The sequence below is a fragment of the Streptococcus oralis SK610 genome (assembly GCF_000257455.1).
In the GTDB taxonomy this organism is placed as follows: domain Bacteria; phylum Bacillota; class Bacilli; order Lactobacillales; family Streptococcaceae; genus Streptococcus; species Streptococcus oralis_CB.
The window spans coordinates 81,222-98,416 of sequence record NZ_AJKQ01000017.1; the positions used below are offsets into that span (position 1 = coordinate 81,222).

Below are 17,195 nucleotides of genomic sequence, written 5' to 3' on the forward strand. Positions count from 1 at the left end.
CGTAACTTTTTTTCAAAAACTTTTCTCACGTGATATAATAATAGTAAGTAAATTTTATTAGGAGAACAGTTGTGATACAATCTGACAGAACAAAACAGAACAGAACAGCAGGTAATTTTTACCTTTTTTCAGCATGCAAAAAAACACCTTCACTCACTGAGAATGGAGGTGCTTTTTAATGGCTAAAAAAACAGTTTCTAAAGAAGCAACTCTAGAGCAAATTCTTTTTAATTGCCGTAATGCTTTACGTGGAGCAGGTGGAACAGAAAAGAATCGCGATGCCGTTATTGGTCTAGTCTTTATTAAATTTGCTAGTGATAAGTTTGAAAATCGCCGTCAGGAGATTAGTCGTGAATATGCTGACAAACCTGAATTGATAAAGATTTTAGCAGAGAAGAAAGACTCATACACTTCACAGAATGTATTCTATCTTGAACCAGAGAGTCGCTGGTCTTATCTTGTTCAAGAATCAAGCTCCAATGATATAGCTATTAAAATTGACACAGCTATGGCAACAATTGAGAAGGATAATCCATCTCTAGAAGGTGCTCTGTTATCAAATTTTTATGCTGGTTTAGGAGCTGAGATTAGGACTCTTAAGAACTTGATTGATGAAATCAATAAAATTGACCAAAACAAGTTCCATGAAGAGGATTTAATTGGACGTGTTTATGAATATTTCATGCAGTCTTATGCAGTTGCAAGTACTAAAGAAGAGGGCGAATTCTATACCCCACCTTCAGCAGTTAAGTTGATTGCTGAACTTATTGAACCATATTCTGGTCGAGTTTATGACCCTGCTTGTGGTTCTGGAGGAATGTTTGTTCAGTCTGTGAAATTCGTTGAGCAACACCATGGCAACAAAAAAAGCATTTCTATCATTGGCCAAGAAAAGAACCCTGATACCCGTCGCTTGGCAAAAATGAATCTTGCGATTCGAGGAATTTCATATAACCTCGGGAATAAGCCTTATGGCGAAAGTTCGAGCTTTACAGATGACCAACATAAGGATATGAAGGTTGACTACATCATGGCTAATCCGCCATTCAACTTAAAAGATTGGCGTGGGGAAAAAGAGTTGCTAAATGACGCTCGTTGGGAAGGATATAAAGTCCCACCTGCTTCAAATGCCAACTATGCTTGGATTCTGCACATGTTATCTAAATTAGATGTGACGGATGGTGTCGCAGGCTTTCTTTTGGCAAATGGTGCTTTGAATGCCGATGGTGTAGAGTATGAAATCCGTAAACAGCTCATTGAAAATGATAAGGTAGAGGCGATTATCGTCTTGCCTCGTGATATGTTTTACACAGTAGATTTATCGTGTACTCTTTGGATAATTAACAACAACAAAAAAAGTAGCAAAAAAAACGGTAGAATACTAAGAAATCGAGAAAAAGAGATTTTATTTTGTGATTTAAGAAAATGGAATCAGAATATTGCACAATATACTATTCCTGGTTCAAGAACAACTCGTAAGAAAAAAGTAATCTTAAAAGATGAACAAATTGCTGAGATAAAAGCAATTTATCACTCATGGCAGACAGATGAAGGCTATGAAGATGTAGCTGAACTATGTAAATCAGCAAGTCTTGAGGAGATTCGCGAAGCTAACTACTCACTTGCACCTTCAAAATATGTTGAATTTATTGACCATGACCTAGAAATTGATTATGAGAAAGAAATGACTCGTATTCAAGCTGAAATGAAAGAAGTTTTGACGCTAGAAAAAGCCTCGCAAGCTAGCCTAGAAGAAGCCTTTAAGGGGATAGGGTATGAAGTATAAGTTATCAAGGTTGATAGAGCAAATAGATGACAGGAATTCTGATGAAGAGTATAGTTTATCAGATGTAAAGGGTATCTCTATTCAAAAAGTTTTTATAGAGACGAAAGCGACAATGGATGGTGTGTCATTGAAACCGTATAAATTAGTCAAACCTGATTCGTTTGCTTATGTTACAGTCACATCACGAAATGGAGAGAAAATCACCCTTGCCTATAACGATACGGAGGATACCTATATTGTTTCATCATCGTATATTGTTTTTAAGGTAAAAGAGCCAGAATTATTGTCCTCAGAGTTCCTTTTTATGTACTTCAATCGTCCAGAGTTTGACCGTTTTGCACGTTACAATTCATGGGGTTCAGCACGTGAAACTTTCTCATGGGATGATATGTGTGATATTGAAATTGACCTTCCACCTCTACATATTCAAGAAAAGTATGTGGCAATTTATAAAGCCATGCTAGCCAATCAAAAAGCCTATGAGAACGGCTTGGAAGATTTGAAACTTACTTGCGACGGTTATTTTGATAAATTAAAGAAAGACCGTTCGTTGTATAAGAAGCTAGGTAATTTTATTGAAAAAAATGAGTTACGTAACATTGATAAAAAATTAAATAAAGAACATGTGAGAGGGATTTCTAATAAGAAGGAGTTTATTCTCACAAAAGCAGATATATCTAAAACTGACCTGTCCAAATTTTTGGTTATTCCTGAAAATTTCTTCGCATATAATAGTCGAACTGATGGACGGGATATGTTAGTGCTAGCTATAAATAAACTTGATGAACCAGTAATTGTCACATGGAACTATAATTCATTCAATATAATAGACAACAAGCTTAAGGAACTCAATCCAGACTTCTTATTTGCCTTTTTCAAAAGAGCAGAATTTGATAGATTAGTGAGATTTATGTCTTGGGGTTCATCTCAGGAACTGTTTTCATGGGACAGCTTATGCGATGTTAAAATCCCAGTGCCTAATATAGAAATCCAAAATTCTATTGCTCAATTATATAACGTTTATCTTGAGCGCAAACAAATCAATGAAAGACTTAAACAGCAGATTAAGGATATTTGTCCTATTTTGATTGCTGGAGCGACAAAGGAGGCGAATGCTAATGCCTAAATTTACCGAAGCTCAACTTGAAGAAGCCATTATTGAACTATTTCAAGAACAGGGGTATGACTATATCAGTGGTGATAAACTTCATCGCAAGTATGATGATATTCTACTTGAAGAAGATATGAGGGAGTTTCTGAGCCATCGCTATTCAAACCTAGCTGATACCGAACTAGAAAAAGTCATCAATAAAATTAAGTATGTACCTAATGCTCCGCTTTATATGGGGAACCGTGAAGCGTTTTATCTAGTAAATGAGGGATTTAACCTTGTTCGTGATGACTCAGCGCTAGCAACGATTCATATTGAATATATTGATTTTGAGAACCCAGAAAATAACATTTTTAAAGCCGTTAATCAATATACTGTTCAAGATGTATATGAGCGCCGACCAGACCTAATTCTCTTTATCAATGGGATTCCTGTTGCCATTTTTGAGTTTAAAACAGCTATTCAGGAAACAACAACTGTCTATGACGCTTGGAAGCAGATTACCATTCGCTACAATAGGGATATTCCATCACTGATGAAGTATGCTTTCTTGTCAGTTATTTCTGATGGAGCTAATACCAAGTTGGGTTCTATCTTCACTCCTTATGAATACTACTATTCATGGAATAAGGCAAATGATGATGAGAAGGTATCTAACGGTATCTCTGCTCTTTTGACCATGATTCATGGAGCTTTTGCCAAAGATAGAGTGGTGGCTATTTTACGAGATTTCATCTACTATCCTGATTCTGATAAGAAGGATACAGCTATCGTGACACGCTATCCTCAGTTTTTTGCAGCCAATAAGATGTTGGAAAATATCAAATTGCATTTAAAACCTCATGGAGACGGCAAAGGAGGTACTTACTTTGGTGCGACTGGTTCAGGTAAGACCAATACCATGCTTTTCTTGTCACGCTTGCTAGCTACACATGACCGAGAAATCTTCAAATCTCCAACGGTGATTATTTTGGTTGACCGTGAGGATTTAAGCGACCAGACTAGTAAACTTTTTGAAGGGTCAAAACGTTACCTGAAAACAGAAAAAGTTAAAACGATTGGAAGTCGAGCAGAACTCAAGCAAGAGCTATCTATCAATGAAAGTGGCGGTGTTTACATTACCACGATTCAAAAATTTGAAGAGGCGACAGGACTGCTTTCTGAACGAACAAATATCATCTGTATTTCAGATGAGGCACACCGTACACAGACCAATGTAGGTTCTAAGCTGAAGTACACAGAGGCTGGCGTTGAAACTTCTTACGGCTTTGCTAAGTATTTGAGGGATTCATTTCCAAATGCGACTTATGCTGGTTTCACAGGAACACCGATTGATGATACTATCCATGTTTTTGGTGAGGTAGTTGAATCCTACACGATGAAAGAATCAACAGATGATGGCATTACGGTTCGTATTTCTTATGAACCACGTCTAGCACGTGTTATCACGAATGAAGAACAGGTTGCTGAGATTGACAACTACTACAAAGAAGTTGAGGAACAGGGTGCCAATATTGAGCAGATAGAGGCAAGTAAACGTACCATGTCTAAGGTGACACAAATTTTAAATCACCCAGACCGAATCCGAAAAGTAGCTGATGATATTGTTGAACACTATGAAAAGGTAGTTAGTGAGAAACCTGAGATTGTTCAAAAAGCCATGATTGTTTGTTCGAACCGTGAACATGCTTTTAACGTTTACCAAGCTATAAAATCAGTTCGTCCAGACTGGTTTATTGCAAAGAAAACAGAGCGTGAGGACTTATCACCGCAAGAACTAGAGAAGTTAGAATCTCTTCCTAAAGTCAATATAGTTGCAACTCGTAGCCAAGATGATGTCAAGGAGATGTATGATTTATTGGGAGATGCTAAACACCGTAAGATGTTAGACGCTCAATTTAAAAACATTGATTCAAACTTTCAAATTGTTATTGTAGTGGATATGTGGATTACTGGGTTTGACGTACCATCCCTTGCCGTTATGTACATTGATAAACCCCTTCAAAAGCATACCCTTATTCAGACGATTTCCCGTGTAAATCGCGTCTTTGAAGGGAAAGACCATGGTTTGGTAGTTGACTATATCGGAATCAAGAGAGCAATGTTAGAAGCCATCAAAACCTATGGTGGTGAGCAAGAAAGTCCGATTGATGAACTGGAGATTACCTTGAAAATCTTTAGAAATCAGTTGAGTTTAATTGATGAATTGCTGGTTAATTTTGATGCTTCAGACTTCTATCATGGTACGCCTGCAGAGAGATTGCTTTGTCTTAACAGAGGGGCAGAGTACGTTCAAAGACTTCATGACATGGAAGTACGTTTTATGTACCTGTCACGTCGAATGAAGTCTGCTTATGAAATTGTATTTCCTTCTGGAGAGCTCACAGATGAGGAAACAGAGAAAGCTCAATTTTACATGGCAATCCGCTCAATTATTTACAAACAGACCAAAGGCAATGCACCAGATGCTGAAATGATGAACAAGCATGTTCAACAAATGATTGAAAATGCGATAGCTTCAACTGGCGTGGAAGATATTGTTAATAATGATAAGCAAGAGTTATTTGATGAAAGTTTCCTAGATGAACTTGATGCTTTAGAAATGCCAATCACCAAATTTAATGCCCTGCTTATGTTGTTAAAACGTGCCATTGACCAGTACGGCGGAACTAATCAGGTTAAAGCCATTGAATTTTCAGAGAGACTAGATAGAGTTGTTGAAGCCTATAATAACAGAGATAGTCAAATCTTTGTTTCGGAGGTGACAGCAGATTTCATCAATAGCCTTTCGGATGAAATCATGAAGATTTTGAAAGACCTTCAAATTGATATGGATTCGTTCAAAGATTTAGGAATTTCTTATGAAGAAAAAGCCTTTTATGACATTCTTATCAAGGTTCGTGATGAACATGAATTTGAATATGCGGATGAAAAATGTATTGATTTATCTAAAGCTATTAAAGAATTAGTTGATGATAAGGCTCAGTATGCAGACTGGTCAAGTCGTGAGGATATCAAGAGCCAGTTAAATATGGATTTAACAATATTACTCTATGAAAACGGCTATCCGCCACAATGGAATGATGAAGTCTTTGAACAAGTGCTTGGACAAGCTGAAAACTTTAAATCATCTAAGAACTGATATCTAGGAGGATATATGGCTTCAATTACAAAATATGTAAAAGAGCATTACTTTGACGAGGTATCTAGAGCAGGGATTGATTACTTTGTACAAAACGCACTTAGTTTGGGGCTTTTAAGGAATGGAGTATCAGGGTCAATTGATGTTGAATTCAGTGAGATAAAATATGTTTATGCAGGAAATAGAGATGATGATTTAATTGATATTGACGTAATCTTAAACATATATGCGGATGTTGTGTGGTTTGAGCTTTATAAGACATCATCTAGTCAAAAGAAAAATCGATGGTTACGTGTTTCTTGTACGGCACGTGTAGAAGGTGGACTTCATGGTTTTCAAATTCATAAAGTCACCCCATATAAGAAAGGTGAACTAAGCCTTTTTGAACGTCCTTTTACAGATGAACTAGTACCTTTTTTATGGAAAGATGAACTAGATGATACCGCGGAAGCAATTTTGAGACTGTATTATCCAGATGCACTCAAGTCACCCATGCAAATTAATCCATATATTCTAGCTCAAACATTGGGGCTTAGTGTTGAATTTAGAGAAATCAACCCTGACACTTCTATTTTCGGGCGGATTTATTTTGAGGACGACACGGAGCAAGAGATATCTGAAATGACTATTGTTATCGATAAAAACCTAGAAAAAATTAGACCATCAGGAACTGTCAATAACACTATTGTTCATGAATGTTTACATTGGATTTTACACAGATATTCAGTGGAACTAGAAAAGGGTTCTGCTGATAGCGTGGCTCAAATTTCAACAACTGAAGAAGCTGTTGAAACGGATTGGATGGAATGGCAAGTACACAGCCTCGCTCCTAAAATCATGATGCCTAAAGCTATGACTCAACAATTTCTCAAATTGAAATTTGCCGAGTTAAAAGAAAATAGACAAGTGAACTCAATGATAGATATCATTGAAGATTTAATTAAAGCTACTGTGAATTATTTTGGGGTGACTATTATTGCAGCCCAAAAACGCTTAGTAGAATTTGGGATAGAGGAGGCTAAGGGAGCATTTAATTATGTTGATGGTCGCTATGTTCCAGCCCATTCTTGGCAAAAAGGTTTTCTAGGAGTTGACCAAACATTTTCAATAGGGGTATCTGATTTATCTCAGTTAGTTTCAAAACATGAATCTTTACGCCATAGACTTTCTGAAGGAGGTCTAATTTATGCGGAATCACATATATGTTTAAACGATTCTAAATATATTACTATTAATTCAAGTGGTCTTCCCGAATTAACTGAATATGCGAAGACTCATATGGAAGAATGCTGTTTGGTTTTTGAGAAGAAAAGTATTTCTCATAATAAGGCAAAATTATCATTTGCTAAAACGCTTGATAATTCCGTTGACGACAGTGTCACTTCTCAATTTCACTACCCCAATAGCGATGAAAATCTAAAACTTGAAGAAGAAGCGTCAATGTTAATGAGTCATGGGAATGAGATAAAAAAAGTACTTAATGAGTTACCGCCTGACTTTGGAGGAGCACTTGAGTATTTACGAGATTGGAGAGATATGACGAATCAAGAACTTGCCTTTACTTCGTTAATTTCAGAACGTTCAATCTATAATTTACTAAATAATTCCAAAGAACCTAAAATGAGAACGGTAGTTGCTTTGTCTGTAGCTCTTTCGTTGCCTCATAAAATAGCTTACAAATTCTTGGAGTTATCAGGTAGAACATTACGGACTCAATCTAATGATGAAGAAATGCTGTTGGATGTATTTATGATGGCTACTGGAAATTTCACAGTGGAACATTGTAATTTGATATTAGCCCAGAGAGAATTTTCTCTTTTAACTAGAAAAAAGGAACTCTAGCACTTAAGCTAGAGTTCCTTTTGTATATCCAATATTTTTTATCATGTTAATTATATCAAAATATAGTCTTGTTTAATTTTAAACAGTTAAAATTTGTTTATTTCAATATAACAAAAATAGAACTACTAAAAAAACAGCAATCATGCTGCTTTTTATCATCGTTTTCAAATATCAAAAAAAGTTCTTAAAAATCTATTAACATTTGTATATGGATTTATATCAAAGTTATTTACAATGGAAGCCATATGATCACTATTTGATAGAGCTTGTGCGTATAAACTAGAAATAACAGTTATTGTCTTTTGATCTGTTTTTTTATATTCTTTAGATAAATGATGTTCTAACTGTTCAATTAATTGTTCAGCATCTAAAGTTCTAGTCACTTTTTCATAATGTAACAATAGCCATAATTCAAAACATTTATTAGAAAAAACTAGTTCATAATTGTTTTTTTCACAAAGACTTTTTAGGGTAGTAAGGTCTTCAGATGAAGTATTATCTTTATCGATAACTAATACAATTTTGACAGGAGATGTTTCAAAGTTATGCCTTGTATAACACCTTTTTACATAATAAAACAAATCCAATCCCTGCTTATTTACTTGCTTAGCAGAAAAGCCTATTCCATCTTTAATACCAACAATAGATCTTAGAGCATCAAAATAAATTACTTCTGTTTCCCCTTCTGTATAAAGTTTTATTTGAGGTGGATTTTTTCTCTCCTGACTTTTTCTTCTACTCATAGTATTAATCCCCTTTAATAATTTCCTTTAATTTCCCAACAAGAATTTCAGGGACAGCACCAAATAAACCTTTATTGTATCTTTTTACATAAGAATAATCTTGTCTATTTACTTCGGATTTAAAATCGTAAACAGAATATAGTTCTGTTGCTCCATCAGCACTTCTGTCTGTGAAATAAATCTGTTCTTTTTTGAAGCCAGCATCCATTAGCTCTAATTCATGACTCGTTAAAATTACTTGGTTCGAATTTTCATCTGAGTTAAATACATCAACAAGTGCTTTTGATAAACCTAGATGAAATGAATCGTCAAATTCATCTATAAAAATAGTACTATTGTTTAATGTTAATAATATAGTTGATAACGCAATCATTTTTTTAGTACCATCAGACTCTTGACTAACTGATAAATCAAAAGTTTCTCCATCATGATCTCTATGTTTAATCTTTGTTTGAAACTCTGTAAAGTCAGCTGTAGATATAAATAGCTGTTTTATCACATCTGGCATTGTAGCATTAGATTGAAGAACTTCGAAATCTACAATATTGAAATCGGCAGCTTGTAAAAAATTAATTAATTTTTTCTTTCTTTTTTTATCTTTTTGTAACTTATAAAGATGGTCGAAAACAGGCGGAACCTCTCGAGAGATAAAAATTAAATTATTTCTAAACCAACGAAACACATTTAAGCAGTGATGATCATTAAATGCCTTTCCAGTGATTAAAAATAAGCTATCCATTCGTGTTTTGTTCTTTAGCAATTCCAATTCTCTCGGTATAATCTCATAATTTCCTTTAATACGATGGAAATATGTCACAAACTCATTTCCCTCTTCTATTTCAAGATGCTCCTCAATTATTTCATCAGAGCAATAGGAAACTGAATATTTATATATAGTTTCTTCTATTAAGATTGTTATTTCGAAATTAATACTATCAGGATTATTAGCGTAAGTTGGAAATGGATTTTTTAGTTTATCATCTTTTAAAACTAAATTTTGAAACGTCCTGAGAGATTTCATTAAATTACTTTTACCTGAAGCATTTGGCCCAAAAATAATGGCACTCTTTAAAATTCTATGACCATTAAAAGATGCAAACTCATTATTTTTGCGAGTTTTCTTAACGGCTTCCATTGAGAAATATGCTTCATCTTTGTATGAGTAGCAATTATTAAATACAAACTCTAATAGCATAACTGACCTCCTTGAAAACGAAAATTCGTATTCTATATTATAGATTATACCATTTTTTTTACCTAAGTTCACGAAAATAGCTGTGTAAACGAAAACTATGTGCAAATACTAACATTTTAAAATTATTCTGAAAAATCATTTTCCCCAATTATCAAGTCAGGTTCAACAAAGTCATACCTCTTGATTAAGTGAGTTTCTTTAAAGCTGTCTGAGCTAACTCAGTCAGCTTTTTTGTGTACCAAACCCCTGAATTCGTCTTGGCCTTGCATTGATAGCATTTGTATAATCCTCTAAAAGGATCTAATTTAATTCTTTCAGTAAACTTTCCTTTGGAATGAACTCTCTTAGCAGACCATTGAAATTCTCATTTGTACCTCGTTCATAAGACGAATAGTCATAAGCAAAATAAACATCTACTTTTCTTAAACAATACAAAAACGCTCTAGACAATATGACTAGAGCGTTTTCTATATATCCGAACATCTAATTTATTTCACAAAAAATGTAGTCAAAAATGTAGTCATTCGGTTGATTTTTATTGCAATACATTGAAATTTGAAAACTCAAGAATCGCGTTAAATCAAGGTTTTTTCGTTTCTACTGAAACGTAATGACCCACTATTTAACTTCTGTAAACACAACGTGTTTGCGAAGTTTTGGTGAGTATTTCTTCAATTGAAGACGGTCTGGAGTGTTACGTTTGTTTTTAGAAGTAAGGTACAAGCGTTCACCAGATTCTTTGTGTTCAAGTGTAATATTTACGCGCATGGTATCTCCCTTCTATTATTCAGCTGATGCAGCTTTAGCGATTTTACGTCCTTTGTAGTATCCTTTAAGTGATACACGGTGAGAACGTGAGTAATCTCCAGTAGTTTCGTCAAAGTTTACAGATGGAGCTGTTACTTTGTAGTGTGTACGACGTTTGTTTTTCTTCGCTTTTGACGTGCGACGTGCAGGTACTGCCATTTCTTTTTCTCCTTTAGGTATTTAAATTCGATTCAATCTACTGATTTTCATCAACCATACTAGGATAACACATTTTTTTTGTAAAGTAAAGTTACTTGACAAAAAAAGATGAAAAAATTAGAAGTCATTAATCGAAATTTTCTGAAAATTCAAGAATTTTCTTCTGTTCATTGCCTTTAAAATGTGCTATAATAGTAAAAACTGAAACGGGAGGGATAAGATGACTGAATTGGATAAACGTCACCGCAGTAGCATTTATGACAGTATGGTGAAATCACCAAACCGTGCCATGCTTCGTGCGACTGGTATGACAGATAAAGACTTTGAAACACCGATTGTGGGAGTGATTTCAACTTGGGCGGAAAATACACCATGTAACATTCACTTGCATGATTTTGGGAAATTGGCTAAAGAAGGTGTCAAATCGGCAGGTGCTTGGCCGGTACAGTTTGGAACGATCACGGTAGCCGACGGGATTGCTATGGGAACGCCTGGTATGCGTTTCTCTCTAACATCTCGTGACATCATCGCGGACTCCATCGAGGCGGCGATGGGCGGTCATAACGTCGATGCCTTTGTCGCTATCGGTGGCTGTGACAAGAACATGCCAGGTTCCATGATTGCCATTGCCAATATGGATATCCCAGCTATTTTCGCCTATGGTGGAACCATTGCACCTGGAAACCTTGATGGCAAAGACATTGACTTGGTTTCTGTCTTTGAGGGTATCGGAAAATGGAACCACGGTGATATGACAGCTGAGGACGTGAAGCGTCTCGAATGTAATGCCTGCCCTGGCCCTGGTGGCTGTGGTGGTATGTATACAGCTAATACCATGGCGACTGCTATCGAAGTTCTAGGGATGAGTTTGCCAGGATCATCCTCTCACCCAGCTGAATCAGCTGACAAGAAAGAAGATATCGAAGCAGCAGGACGTGCTGTTGTTAAGATGCTGGAGCTTGGTCTCAAACCATCAGATATCTTGACTCGTGAAGCTTTTGAAGATGCCATCACTGTAACGATGGCTCTCGGTGGTTCTACAAATGCCACTCTTCACTTGCTTGCCATTGCCCATGCGGCTAATGTTGACTTGTCACTTGAGGACTTCAATACGATCCAAGAACGTGTGCCTCACTTGGCCGACTTGAAACCATCTGGTCAGTATGTCTTCCAAGACCTCTACGAAGTCGGTGGTGTCCCTGCGGTTATGAAATACCTCTTGGCAAATGGTTTCCTTCATGGCGACCGCATCACATGTACTGGTAAGACAGTCGCTGAAAACTTGGCTGACTTTGCAGACCTTACACCAGGCCAAAAAGTCATTATGCCACTTGAAAATCCAAAACGTGCAGACGGTCCGCTTATCATCTTGAACGGGAACCTTGCCCCTGACGGTGCGGTTGCCAAGGTATCAGGTGTTAAAGTGCGTCGCCACGTTGGACCAGCTAAGGTCTTTGACTCAGAAGAAGATGCTATTCAGGCCGTTCTGACAGATGAAATCGTTGATGGCGATGTTGTCGTTGTTCGTTTTGTTGGACCTAAGGGTGGTCCTGGTATGCCTGAGATGCTGTCACTTTCATCCATGATTGTTGGTAAAGGTCAAGGAGATAAGGTTGCCCTCTTGACAGATGGACGCTTCTCTGGTGGTACTTATGGTCTGGTTGTTGGACATATCGCCCCTGAAGCTCAGGATGGTGGACCGATTGCCTACCTCCATACAGGCGATATCGTTACGGTTGACCAAGATACCAAAGAAATTTCTATGGCCGTATCCGAAGAAGAACTTGAAAAACGCAAGGCAGAAACAACCTTGCCACCACTTTATAGCCGTGGTGTCCTCGGTAAATATGCCCACATCGTATCATCCGCTTCTCGCGGAGCCGTGACAGACTTCTGGAATATGGACAAGTCAGGTAAAAAATAAACTCATACTCTTCGAAAATCAAATTCAAACCACGTCAACGTCGCCTTGCCGTACCCAAGTACAGCCTGCGGCTAGTTTCCTAGTTTGCTCTTTGATTTTCATTGAGTATCAAAAAGCAAGCCAAAATGGCTTGCTTTTTTTCATCTTCTTCAAAAGAGATTTGCCTGCTTAACGAGGTGGCAGTCCAAGGGCAATACGGCCATAGCGACTGATTCGTGTGATCTTCCAGGCAGGCGACCAGGTAACTTCAACCTTGACATCTTCGATACCCTCGATTTGTTTTAGACCTGCGACAATTTCGATAGGCAAACTTTCGGCGCAATCACAGGCAGTATCGGTGAAGGTCATGACAATCTTACAGAGACCCGTTTCATCCAGATTGATTTCATAAATCAGTCCTAGATTGTAAACATCCAATTCCACATCTGTATCAAAAACCTTCTCTAGTTTTTCGATAATTTGATCTTGTAAGGCCAAAGCACGGTCATTAATTTTGATATCGTCTCTCATAACAGTCCCTCCACGTGATAAATATCCTCTATTTTCTCATAATTCTGACAATTTGGCAAGTTTTTGATGAATTTTCTGAAAAAATATGATAACATAAATAAAACACCGAATTAAGGAGAAGTCTATGGAGCAGATTGGAAAAGTCTTTAGACAATTACGAGAGTCAAGAAATATCTCGCTGAGACAAGCAACTGGTGGACAATTCTCGCCGTCTATGTTGTCCCGATTTGAAACAGGTCAGAGTGAGCTTTCGGTGGAAAAGTTTCTATTTGCCCTAGAAAATATATCTGCTAGTGTAGAGGAAATCCTCTTTCTGGCGAGAGGTTTTCAGTATGATACAGATTCTGAGTTGAGAAAAGAAATCACAGATGTTTTGGATTTAAAGAATATAGCACCTCTTGAGGACTTATATCGCAAGGAGTATCAAAAGCATGCCCATTCTCAAAACAAACAGAAACATATTCTAAATGCCATCATTATCAAGTCTTATATGAAGAGTATGGATGAAACGGTTGAGTTAACGGCAGAGGAAGGGAAAGTCCTTCATGACTACTTGTTTTCTACTGAGATTTGGGGAATCTATGAACTCAATTTGTTCTCAGTCAGTTCTCCGTTCTTGTCTGTTTCTCTTTTTACTAGATATGTACGAGAAATGGTCCGCAAATCCGATTTTCTAATGGAAATGTCTAGTAATCGAAACCTTTTTCACACCATGCTATTGAATGGTTTTTTAGCCAGCATTGAGTATGAAGAATTTACCAATGCCTCTTATTTTAAACGTGTCATCAAAGAGCATTTCTACAAGGAAAATGAGACCTATTTCCGAATTGTCTATTTGTGGGCTGAAGGTCTTCTTGATAGCAAGCAGGGTAGAGTCAAGGAAGGACAAAAAAAGATGGAAGATGCTGTCCATATTTTTGAGATGCTTGGTTGTAACAAATCTGCTGAATACTACAGAAATACAACCGATTGTTGAATATCTGCAAACTAAGAAAATAATTTGAAAATTTAAGCGATAGAACTTTTGACTACTCTCAGGTCGTTACAAAAGTTCTATCGTTTCTTTGCTTATTTTGTGTGTTGCATATATTCAAAATTTTTTTTCGCTAATTCATAAGTGCTATACTATAGTCATACTTCATATAGAACTTAGAACAAGAAGGGAGATTATCTATGAAACTATTGTTTAGAAATCAAGCTTATCGACTCTTGACTTTGTCGCGCTTCTTCAATGCCTTTGGTGCTTCGATTTTTAACCTGGTATTTATCGTTTATGCATCGACCTTGCCACAAGCCTCTTTTGCTGTTGCTATGGCGAATATTGTCATGATTCTTCCGACTCTCTTTACAGTTTTTGTAGGGATTCGGGCAGATTACACAAGGGACAAGGTCAAATGGATGGTCTATAGCGGTTTGTTTCAGGCGGTTTTATTTTTTCTGGCAGCCCTAGTTGTTCAGCAAGCTAGTCTCTTTGCCTTTTCTAGCCTGTGTTTGATCAATGTCGTCAGTGATGTGATCAGTGATTTTGCAGGTGGTTTGCGCATGCCTCTTATTAAGGAAAAAGTGGCTGAAAATGATTTGATGGAGGCTTATTCTTTTTCCCAGTTTATCACCTATATTTCAGCTATTGGTGGTCAAGCTTTTGGAGTCTGGCTTTTAGGTCTATCGGTCAACAATTTTTCCCTTGTTGCGGGAATCAATGCCTGCTTTTTCCTAGTATCAGCCTTTATTCTCTTTTTAGGAAAAAGCAAATTGAGCCTGTCAATGTCATCTGCTGATGGTGAATCACTAAAAAATGAGAAGCTATCTATCAAAGAGCAGTTCCTAACAATTTATCGAAATTTACGCCTCGTTTTTCTTAAAAGTGGACAGAAAAACTTTGGTTTTATGCTCTTTGCTGTCTTGCTTATCAATGCCTTGGGTGGCGCTTTGGGTGGAATTTATAATATCTTCTTTTTGAGCCATTCTCTCTTGAATTTTTCTTATACAGAGACACTATTTATCAATCAAGCCTGTGTTTTGTTAGCAATCATCATCAGTAGCCTTACGGGCAATGATTATTTTGGGAAGCAGTCCTTGCCTAGATTGATGATGTGGGCTACCGTAGGACTCACTCTAATTGGTCTGGCTAACGTATTCAATCAAGTCGTGCTTGGTTTGCTATTTCTCTTTTTAACTCTGTATGTGTCTGGTAAAGTTCAACCAAAGATTAGTGCCATGCTCATGAAAAATCTAGCTCCAGAGGTTTTAGCTCGTACCAGTAATTTTTTAGGTTTATTGTTTACCTTATCCATACCTGTGGGAACAGCTTGTTTTTCACTTATAGCTGTATGGAATATACAGTTGACTTGGATGCTGTTTGTTGGTCTCTCCTTGCTAGCTATTCTTTTGACAGTTATTAATCTCAAAAATGATATCTAAATCCTAATTTTTTTCTCACTGTTTTAATCCCTCTATTTATGGTAAAATAAGACTATTAAGTTTAAAGAGGATTCCCTATGAAATTACAAAAACCAAAAGGAACACAGGATATTTTACCTGCTGAGTCTGCCAAGTGGCAGTATGTTGAGGGCTTTGCCCGTGAAATTTTCAAGCGCTATAACTATGCAGAGGTGCGCACGCCTATTTTTGAGCATTACGAGGTCATCAGTCGCTCTGTCGGAGATACGACCGATATCGTGACCAAGGAAATGTACGATTTTTATGACAAGGGTGACCGCCATATTACCCTCCGTCCAGAAGGAACTGCGCCCGTTGTTCGCTCTTATGTGGAAAATAAACTCTTCGCACCAGAAGTGCAAAAGCCAAGTAAGTTCTATTACATGGGCCCTATGTTCCGTTATGAGCGTCCACAGGCAGGGCGTTTACGCCAATTTCACCAGATTGGTGTCGAGTGCTTTGGCTCTAGCAATCCAGCTACCGATGTGGAAACCATCGCTATGGCGGCTCATTTCTTGAAAGCGATTGGCATTCAAGGTGTTAAATTGCACCTCAACACTCTTGGAAATCCTGAGAGCCGTGCGGCTTACCGTCAAGCTTTGATTGCCTATTTGACACCGCTCAAGGAGACCTTGTCTAAGGATAGCCAACGTCGCTTGGAGGAAAATCCTCTCCGTGTCTTGGACTCTAAGGAAAAAGAAGACAAGGTGGCAGTAGAAAATGCACCGTCTATCTTGGATTTCCTTGATGAAGAAAGCCAAGCTCATTTTGATGCCGTCCGTCAGATGTTGGAAAATCTGGGTGTAGACTATATCATCGATACCAATATGGTGCGTGGTTTGGACTACTACAACCACACGATTTTCGAGTTTATCACTGAGATTGAGGGTAATGATTTGACAGTCTGTGCGGGTGGTCGTTACGATGGTTTGGTTGCTTACTTTGGTGGTCCTGAGACTGCAGGCTTTGGCTTTGGACTTGGTGTAGAGCGCCTGCTTCTCATCCTTGAAAAGCAAGGTGTGACCCTCCCTATCGAAAATGCCCTAGATGTTTATATCGCAGTCTTGGGTGAAGGAGCAAATGTCAAGGCCTTGGAATTGGTACAAGCCCTTCGCCAACAAGGATTCAAAGCAGAACGTGACTACCTCAACCGAAAGCTCAAAGCTCAGTTCAAGTCCGCCGATGTCTTTGCGGCTAAGACTCTCATCACGCTAGGGGAGAGCGAAGTCGAAAGCGGACAAGTGACAGTTAAGAACAACCAAACTCGAGAAGAAGTGGAAGTTACGCTCGATACAATCAGCCAAAACTTTTCAGAAGTCTTTGAAAAATTAGGCTTTTAATTGTAGAAAAACTGGTCAGGATCTTATTCCTGACCCTCTTTTTCCTAGGATTAACATTGCTTTTGCTCGCTCAAAAATATCTTTATAAAACCATTACTACCGTTTCTATTTTTGCAAGAGGAATTCACTGATTAACTCTTTTAGTTGCGACTGTATTCCACATTTTTATCAAGATGATGTGAATAACAATGCTAAGT

General features: G+C 37.4%; 13 protein-coding genes and 1 pseudogene. 8 read left to right on the top strand and 6 right to left on the bottom strand.

Translation table 11 applies throughout. From position 1 onward, the window contains the following. The first annotated feature begins 178 nt into the window (after positions 1 to 178). From HMPREF1115_RS06860 to HMPREF1115_RS06875, 4 genes are read left to right on the top strand one after another with little or no spacing between them, the layout of a single operon-like run. Positions 179 to 1,786, top strand: coding sequence for a type I restriction-modification system subunit M (locus HMPREF1115_RS06860; protein ID WP_001085787.1), 1,608 nt, complete (start codon positions 179 to 181; stop codon positions 1,784 to 1,786). Then, positions 1,776 to 2,912 carry a restriction endonuclease subunit S gene (locus tag HMPREF1115_RS06865; RefSeq protein WP_000875679.1) on the top strand — a complete coding sequence of 379 codons (1,137 nt, stop codon included), beginning with the start codon at positions 1,776 to 1,778 and terminating at the stop codon, positions 2,910 to 2,912. The genes HMPREF1115_RS06860 and HMPREF1115_RS06865 overlap by 11 nt, the downstream gene beginning before the upstream one ends. Then, positions 2,905 to 6,039, top strand: coding sequence for a type I restriction endonuclease subunit R (locus HMPREF1115_RS06870; protein WP_001123864.1), 3,135 nt, complete (start codon positions 2,905 to 2,907; stop codon positions 6,037 to 6,039). The genes HMPREF1115_RS06865 and HMPREF1115_RS06870 overlap by 8 nt, the downstream gene beginning before the upstream one ends. Before the next feature lie 15 nt (positions 6,040 to 6,054). Continuing rightward, complete coding sequence (locus HMPREF1115_RS06875) at positions 6,055 to 7,881, top strand: ImmA/IrrE family metallo-endopeptidase (RefSeq protein ID WP_000146842.1); 1,827 nt, start codon at positions 6,055 to 6,057, stop codon at positions 7,879 to 7,881. A 164-nt stretch (positions 7,882 to 8,045) separates the two neighbouring features. Here HMPREF1115_RS06875 and HMPREF1115_RS06880 read toward each other — a convergent pair whose 3' ends face one another. The 5 genes and pseudogenes from HMPREF1115_RS06880 to rpmF form a co-directional block, all read right to left on the bottom strand. Beyond that, complete coding sequence (locus HMPREF1115_RS06880) at positions 8,046 to 8,624, bottom strand: RloB family protein (protein ID WP_000091131.1); 579 nt, start codon at positions 8,622 to 8,624, stop codon at positions 8,046 to 8,048. A gap of 4 nt (positions 8,625 to 8,628) precedes the next feature. After that, positions 8,629 to 9,819, bottom strand: a complete 1,191-nt coding sequence (locus HMPREF1115_RS06885; protein WP_000923488.1) for an AAA family ATPase — start codon at positions 9,817 to 9,819, stop codon at positions 8,629 to 8,631. Between the two features lie 184 nt (positions 9,820 to 10,003). Beyond that, positions 10,004 to 10,236, bottom strand: a pseudogene (locus HMPREF1115_RS12285) (IS30 family transposase); the annotation flags it as partial. Between the two features lie 201 nt (positions 10,237 to 10,437). Then, entirely contained in the window at positions 10,438 to 10,587 is a 150-nt protein-coding gene (gene rpmG / locus HMPREF1115_RS06895) for a 50S ribosomal protein L33 (protein ID WP_001265622.1), read from the bottom strand. A gap of 15 nt (positions 10,588 to 10,602) precedes the next feature. Further along, positions 10,603 to 10,785: a 50S ribosomal protein L32 gene (rpmF, locus tag HMPREF1115_RS06900; protein WP_000290417.1), complete on the bottom strand. Its 183-nt coding sequence runs from the start codon at positions 10,783 to 10,785 to the stop codon at positions 10,603 to 10,605. Positions 10,786 to 11,005: 220 nt separating this feature from the next. Here rpmF and ilvD point away from each other — a divergent pair, with 220 nt between their 5' ends. Further along, positions 11,006 to 12,709 (top strand): dihydroxy-acid dehydratase, encoded by a 1,704-nt coding sequence (gene ilvD / locus HMPREF1115_RS06905; RefSeq protein ID WP_000137342.1) that lies wholly within the window; start codon positions 11,006 to 11,008, stop codon positions 12,707 to 12,709. Positions 12,710 to 12,877: 168 nt separating this feature from the next. On the opposite strand, the gene HMPREF1115_RS06910 is transcribed toward ilvD, so the two are convergent. Further along, complete coding sequence (locus HMPREF1115_RS06910; protein ID WP_001204052.1) at positions 12,878 to 13,219, bottom strand: metal-sulfur cluster assembly factor; 342 nt, start codon at positions 13,217 to 13,219, stop codon at positions 12,878 to 12,880. 124 nt (positions 13,220 to 13,343) lie between these two features. On the opposite strand from HMPREF1115_RS06910, the gene HMPREF1115_RS06915 reads away from it, so the two are divergent. The 3 genes from HMPREF1115_RS06915 to hisS all read left to right on the top strand — a co-directional run bounded on the left by HMPREF1115_RS06915 (position 13,344) and on the right by hisS (position 16,998). Next, complete coding sequence (locus HMPREF1115_RS06915; protein ID WP_000434959.1) at positions 13,344 to 14,195, top strand: helix-turn-helix domain-containing protein; 852 nt, start codon at positions 13,344 to 13,346, stop codon at positions 14,193 to 14,195. Between the two features lie 197 nt (positions 14,196 to 14,392). Then, on the top strand, positions 14,393 to 15,640 hold the full coding sequence (locus HMPREF1115_RS06920) for an MFS transporter (protein WP_000770639.1): 1,248 nt from the start codon (positions 14,393 to 14,395) through the stop codon (positions 15,638 to 15,640). A gap of 77 nt (positions 15,641 to 15,717) precedes the next feature. Further along, a complete protein-coding gene (gene hisS, locus HMPREF1115_RS06925; protein ID WP_000775836.1) occupies positions 15,718 to 16,998 on the top strand; it encodes a histidine--tRNA ligase in 1,281 nt (426 codons plus the stop codon). Positions 16,999 to 17,195 lie beyond the last annotated feature (197 nt).

Excerpts from the sequence above, each read along its gene's own strand:
- HMPREF1115_RS06860 (WP_001085787.1), top strand. The coding sequence starts at position 179 with ATGGCTAAAAAAACAGTTTCTAAAGAAGCAACTCTAGAGCAAATTCTT.
- HMPREF1115_RS06865 (WP_000875679.1), top strand. The coding sequence starts at position 1,776 with ATGAAGTATAAGTTATCAAGGTTGATAGAGCAAATAGATGACAGGAAT.
- HMPREF1115_RS06870 (WP_001123864.1), top strand. The coding sequence starts at position 2,905 with ATGCCTAAATTTACCGAAGCTCAACTTGAAGAAGCCATTATTGAACTA.
- HMPREF1115_RS06875 (WP_000146842.1), top strand. The coding sequence starts at position 6,055 with ATGGCTTCAATTACAAAATATGTAAAAGAGCATTACTTTGACGAGGTA.
- HMPREF1115_RS06880 (WP_000091131.1), bottom strand. The coding sequence starts at position 8,624 with ATGAGTAGAAGAAAAAGTCAGGAGAGAAAAAATCCACCTCAAATAAAA.
- HMPREF1115_RS06885 (WP_000923488.1), bottom strand. The coding sequence starts at position 9,819 with ATGCTATTAGAGTTTGTATTTAATAATTGCTACTCATACAAAGATGAA.
- rpmG (WP_001265622.1), bottom strand. The coding sequence starts at position 10,587 with ATGCGCGTAAATATTACACTTGAACACAAAGAATCTGGTGAACGCTTG.
- rpmF (WP_000290417.1), bottom strand. The coding sequence starts at position 10,785 with ATGGCAGTACCTGCACGTCGCACGTCAAAAGCGAAGAAAAACAAACGT.
- ilvD (WP_000137342.1), top strand. The coding sequence starts at position 11,006 with ATGACTGAATTGGATAAACGTCACCGCAGTAGCATTTATGACAGTATG.
- HMPREF1115_RS06910 (WP_001204052.1), bottom strand. The coding sequence starts at position 13,219 with ATGAGAGACGATATCAAAATTAATGACCGTGCTTTGGCCTTACAAGAT.
- HMPREF1115_RS06915 (WP_000434959.1), top strand. The coding sequence starts at position 13,344 with ATGGAGCAGATTGGAAAAGTCTTTAGACAATTACGAGAGTCAAGAAAT.
- HMPREF1115_RS06920 (WP_000770639.1), top strand. The coding sequence starts at position 14,393 with ATGAAACTATTGTTTAGAAATCAAGCTTATCGACTCTTGACTTTGTCG.
- hisS (WP_000775836.1), top strand. The coding sequence starts at position 15,718 with ATGAAATTACAAAAACCAAAAGGAACACAGGATATTTTACCTGCTGAG.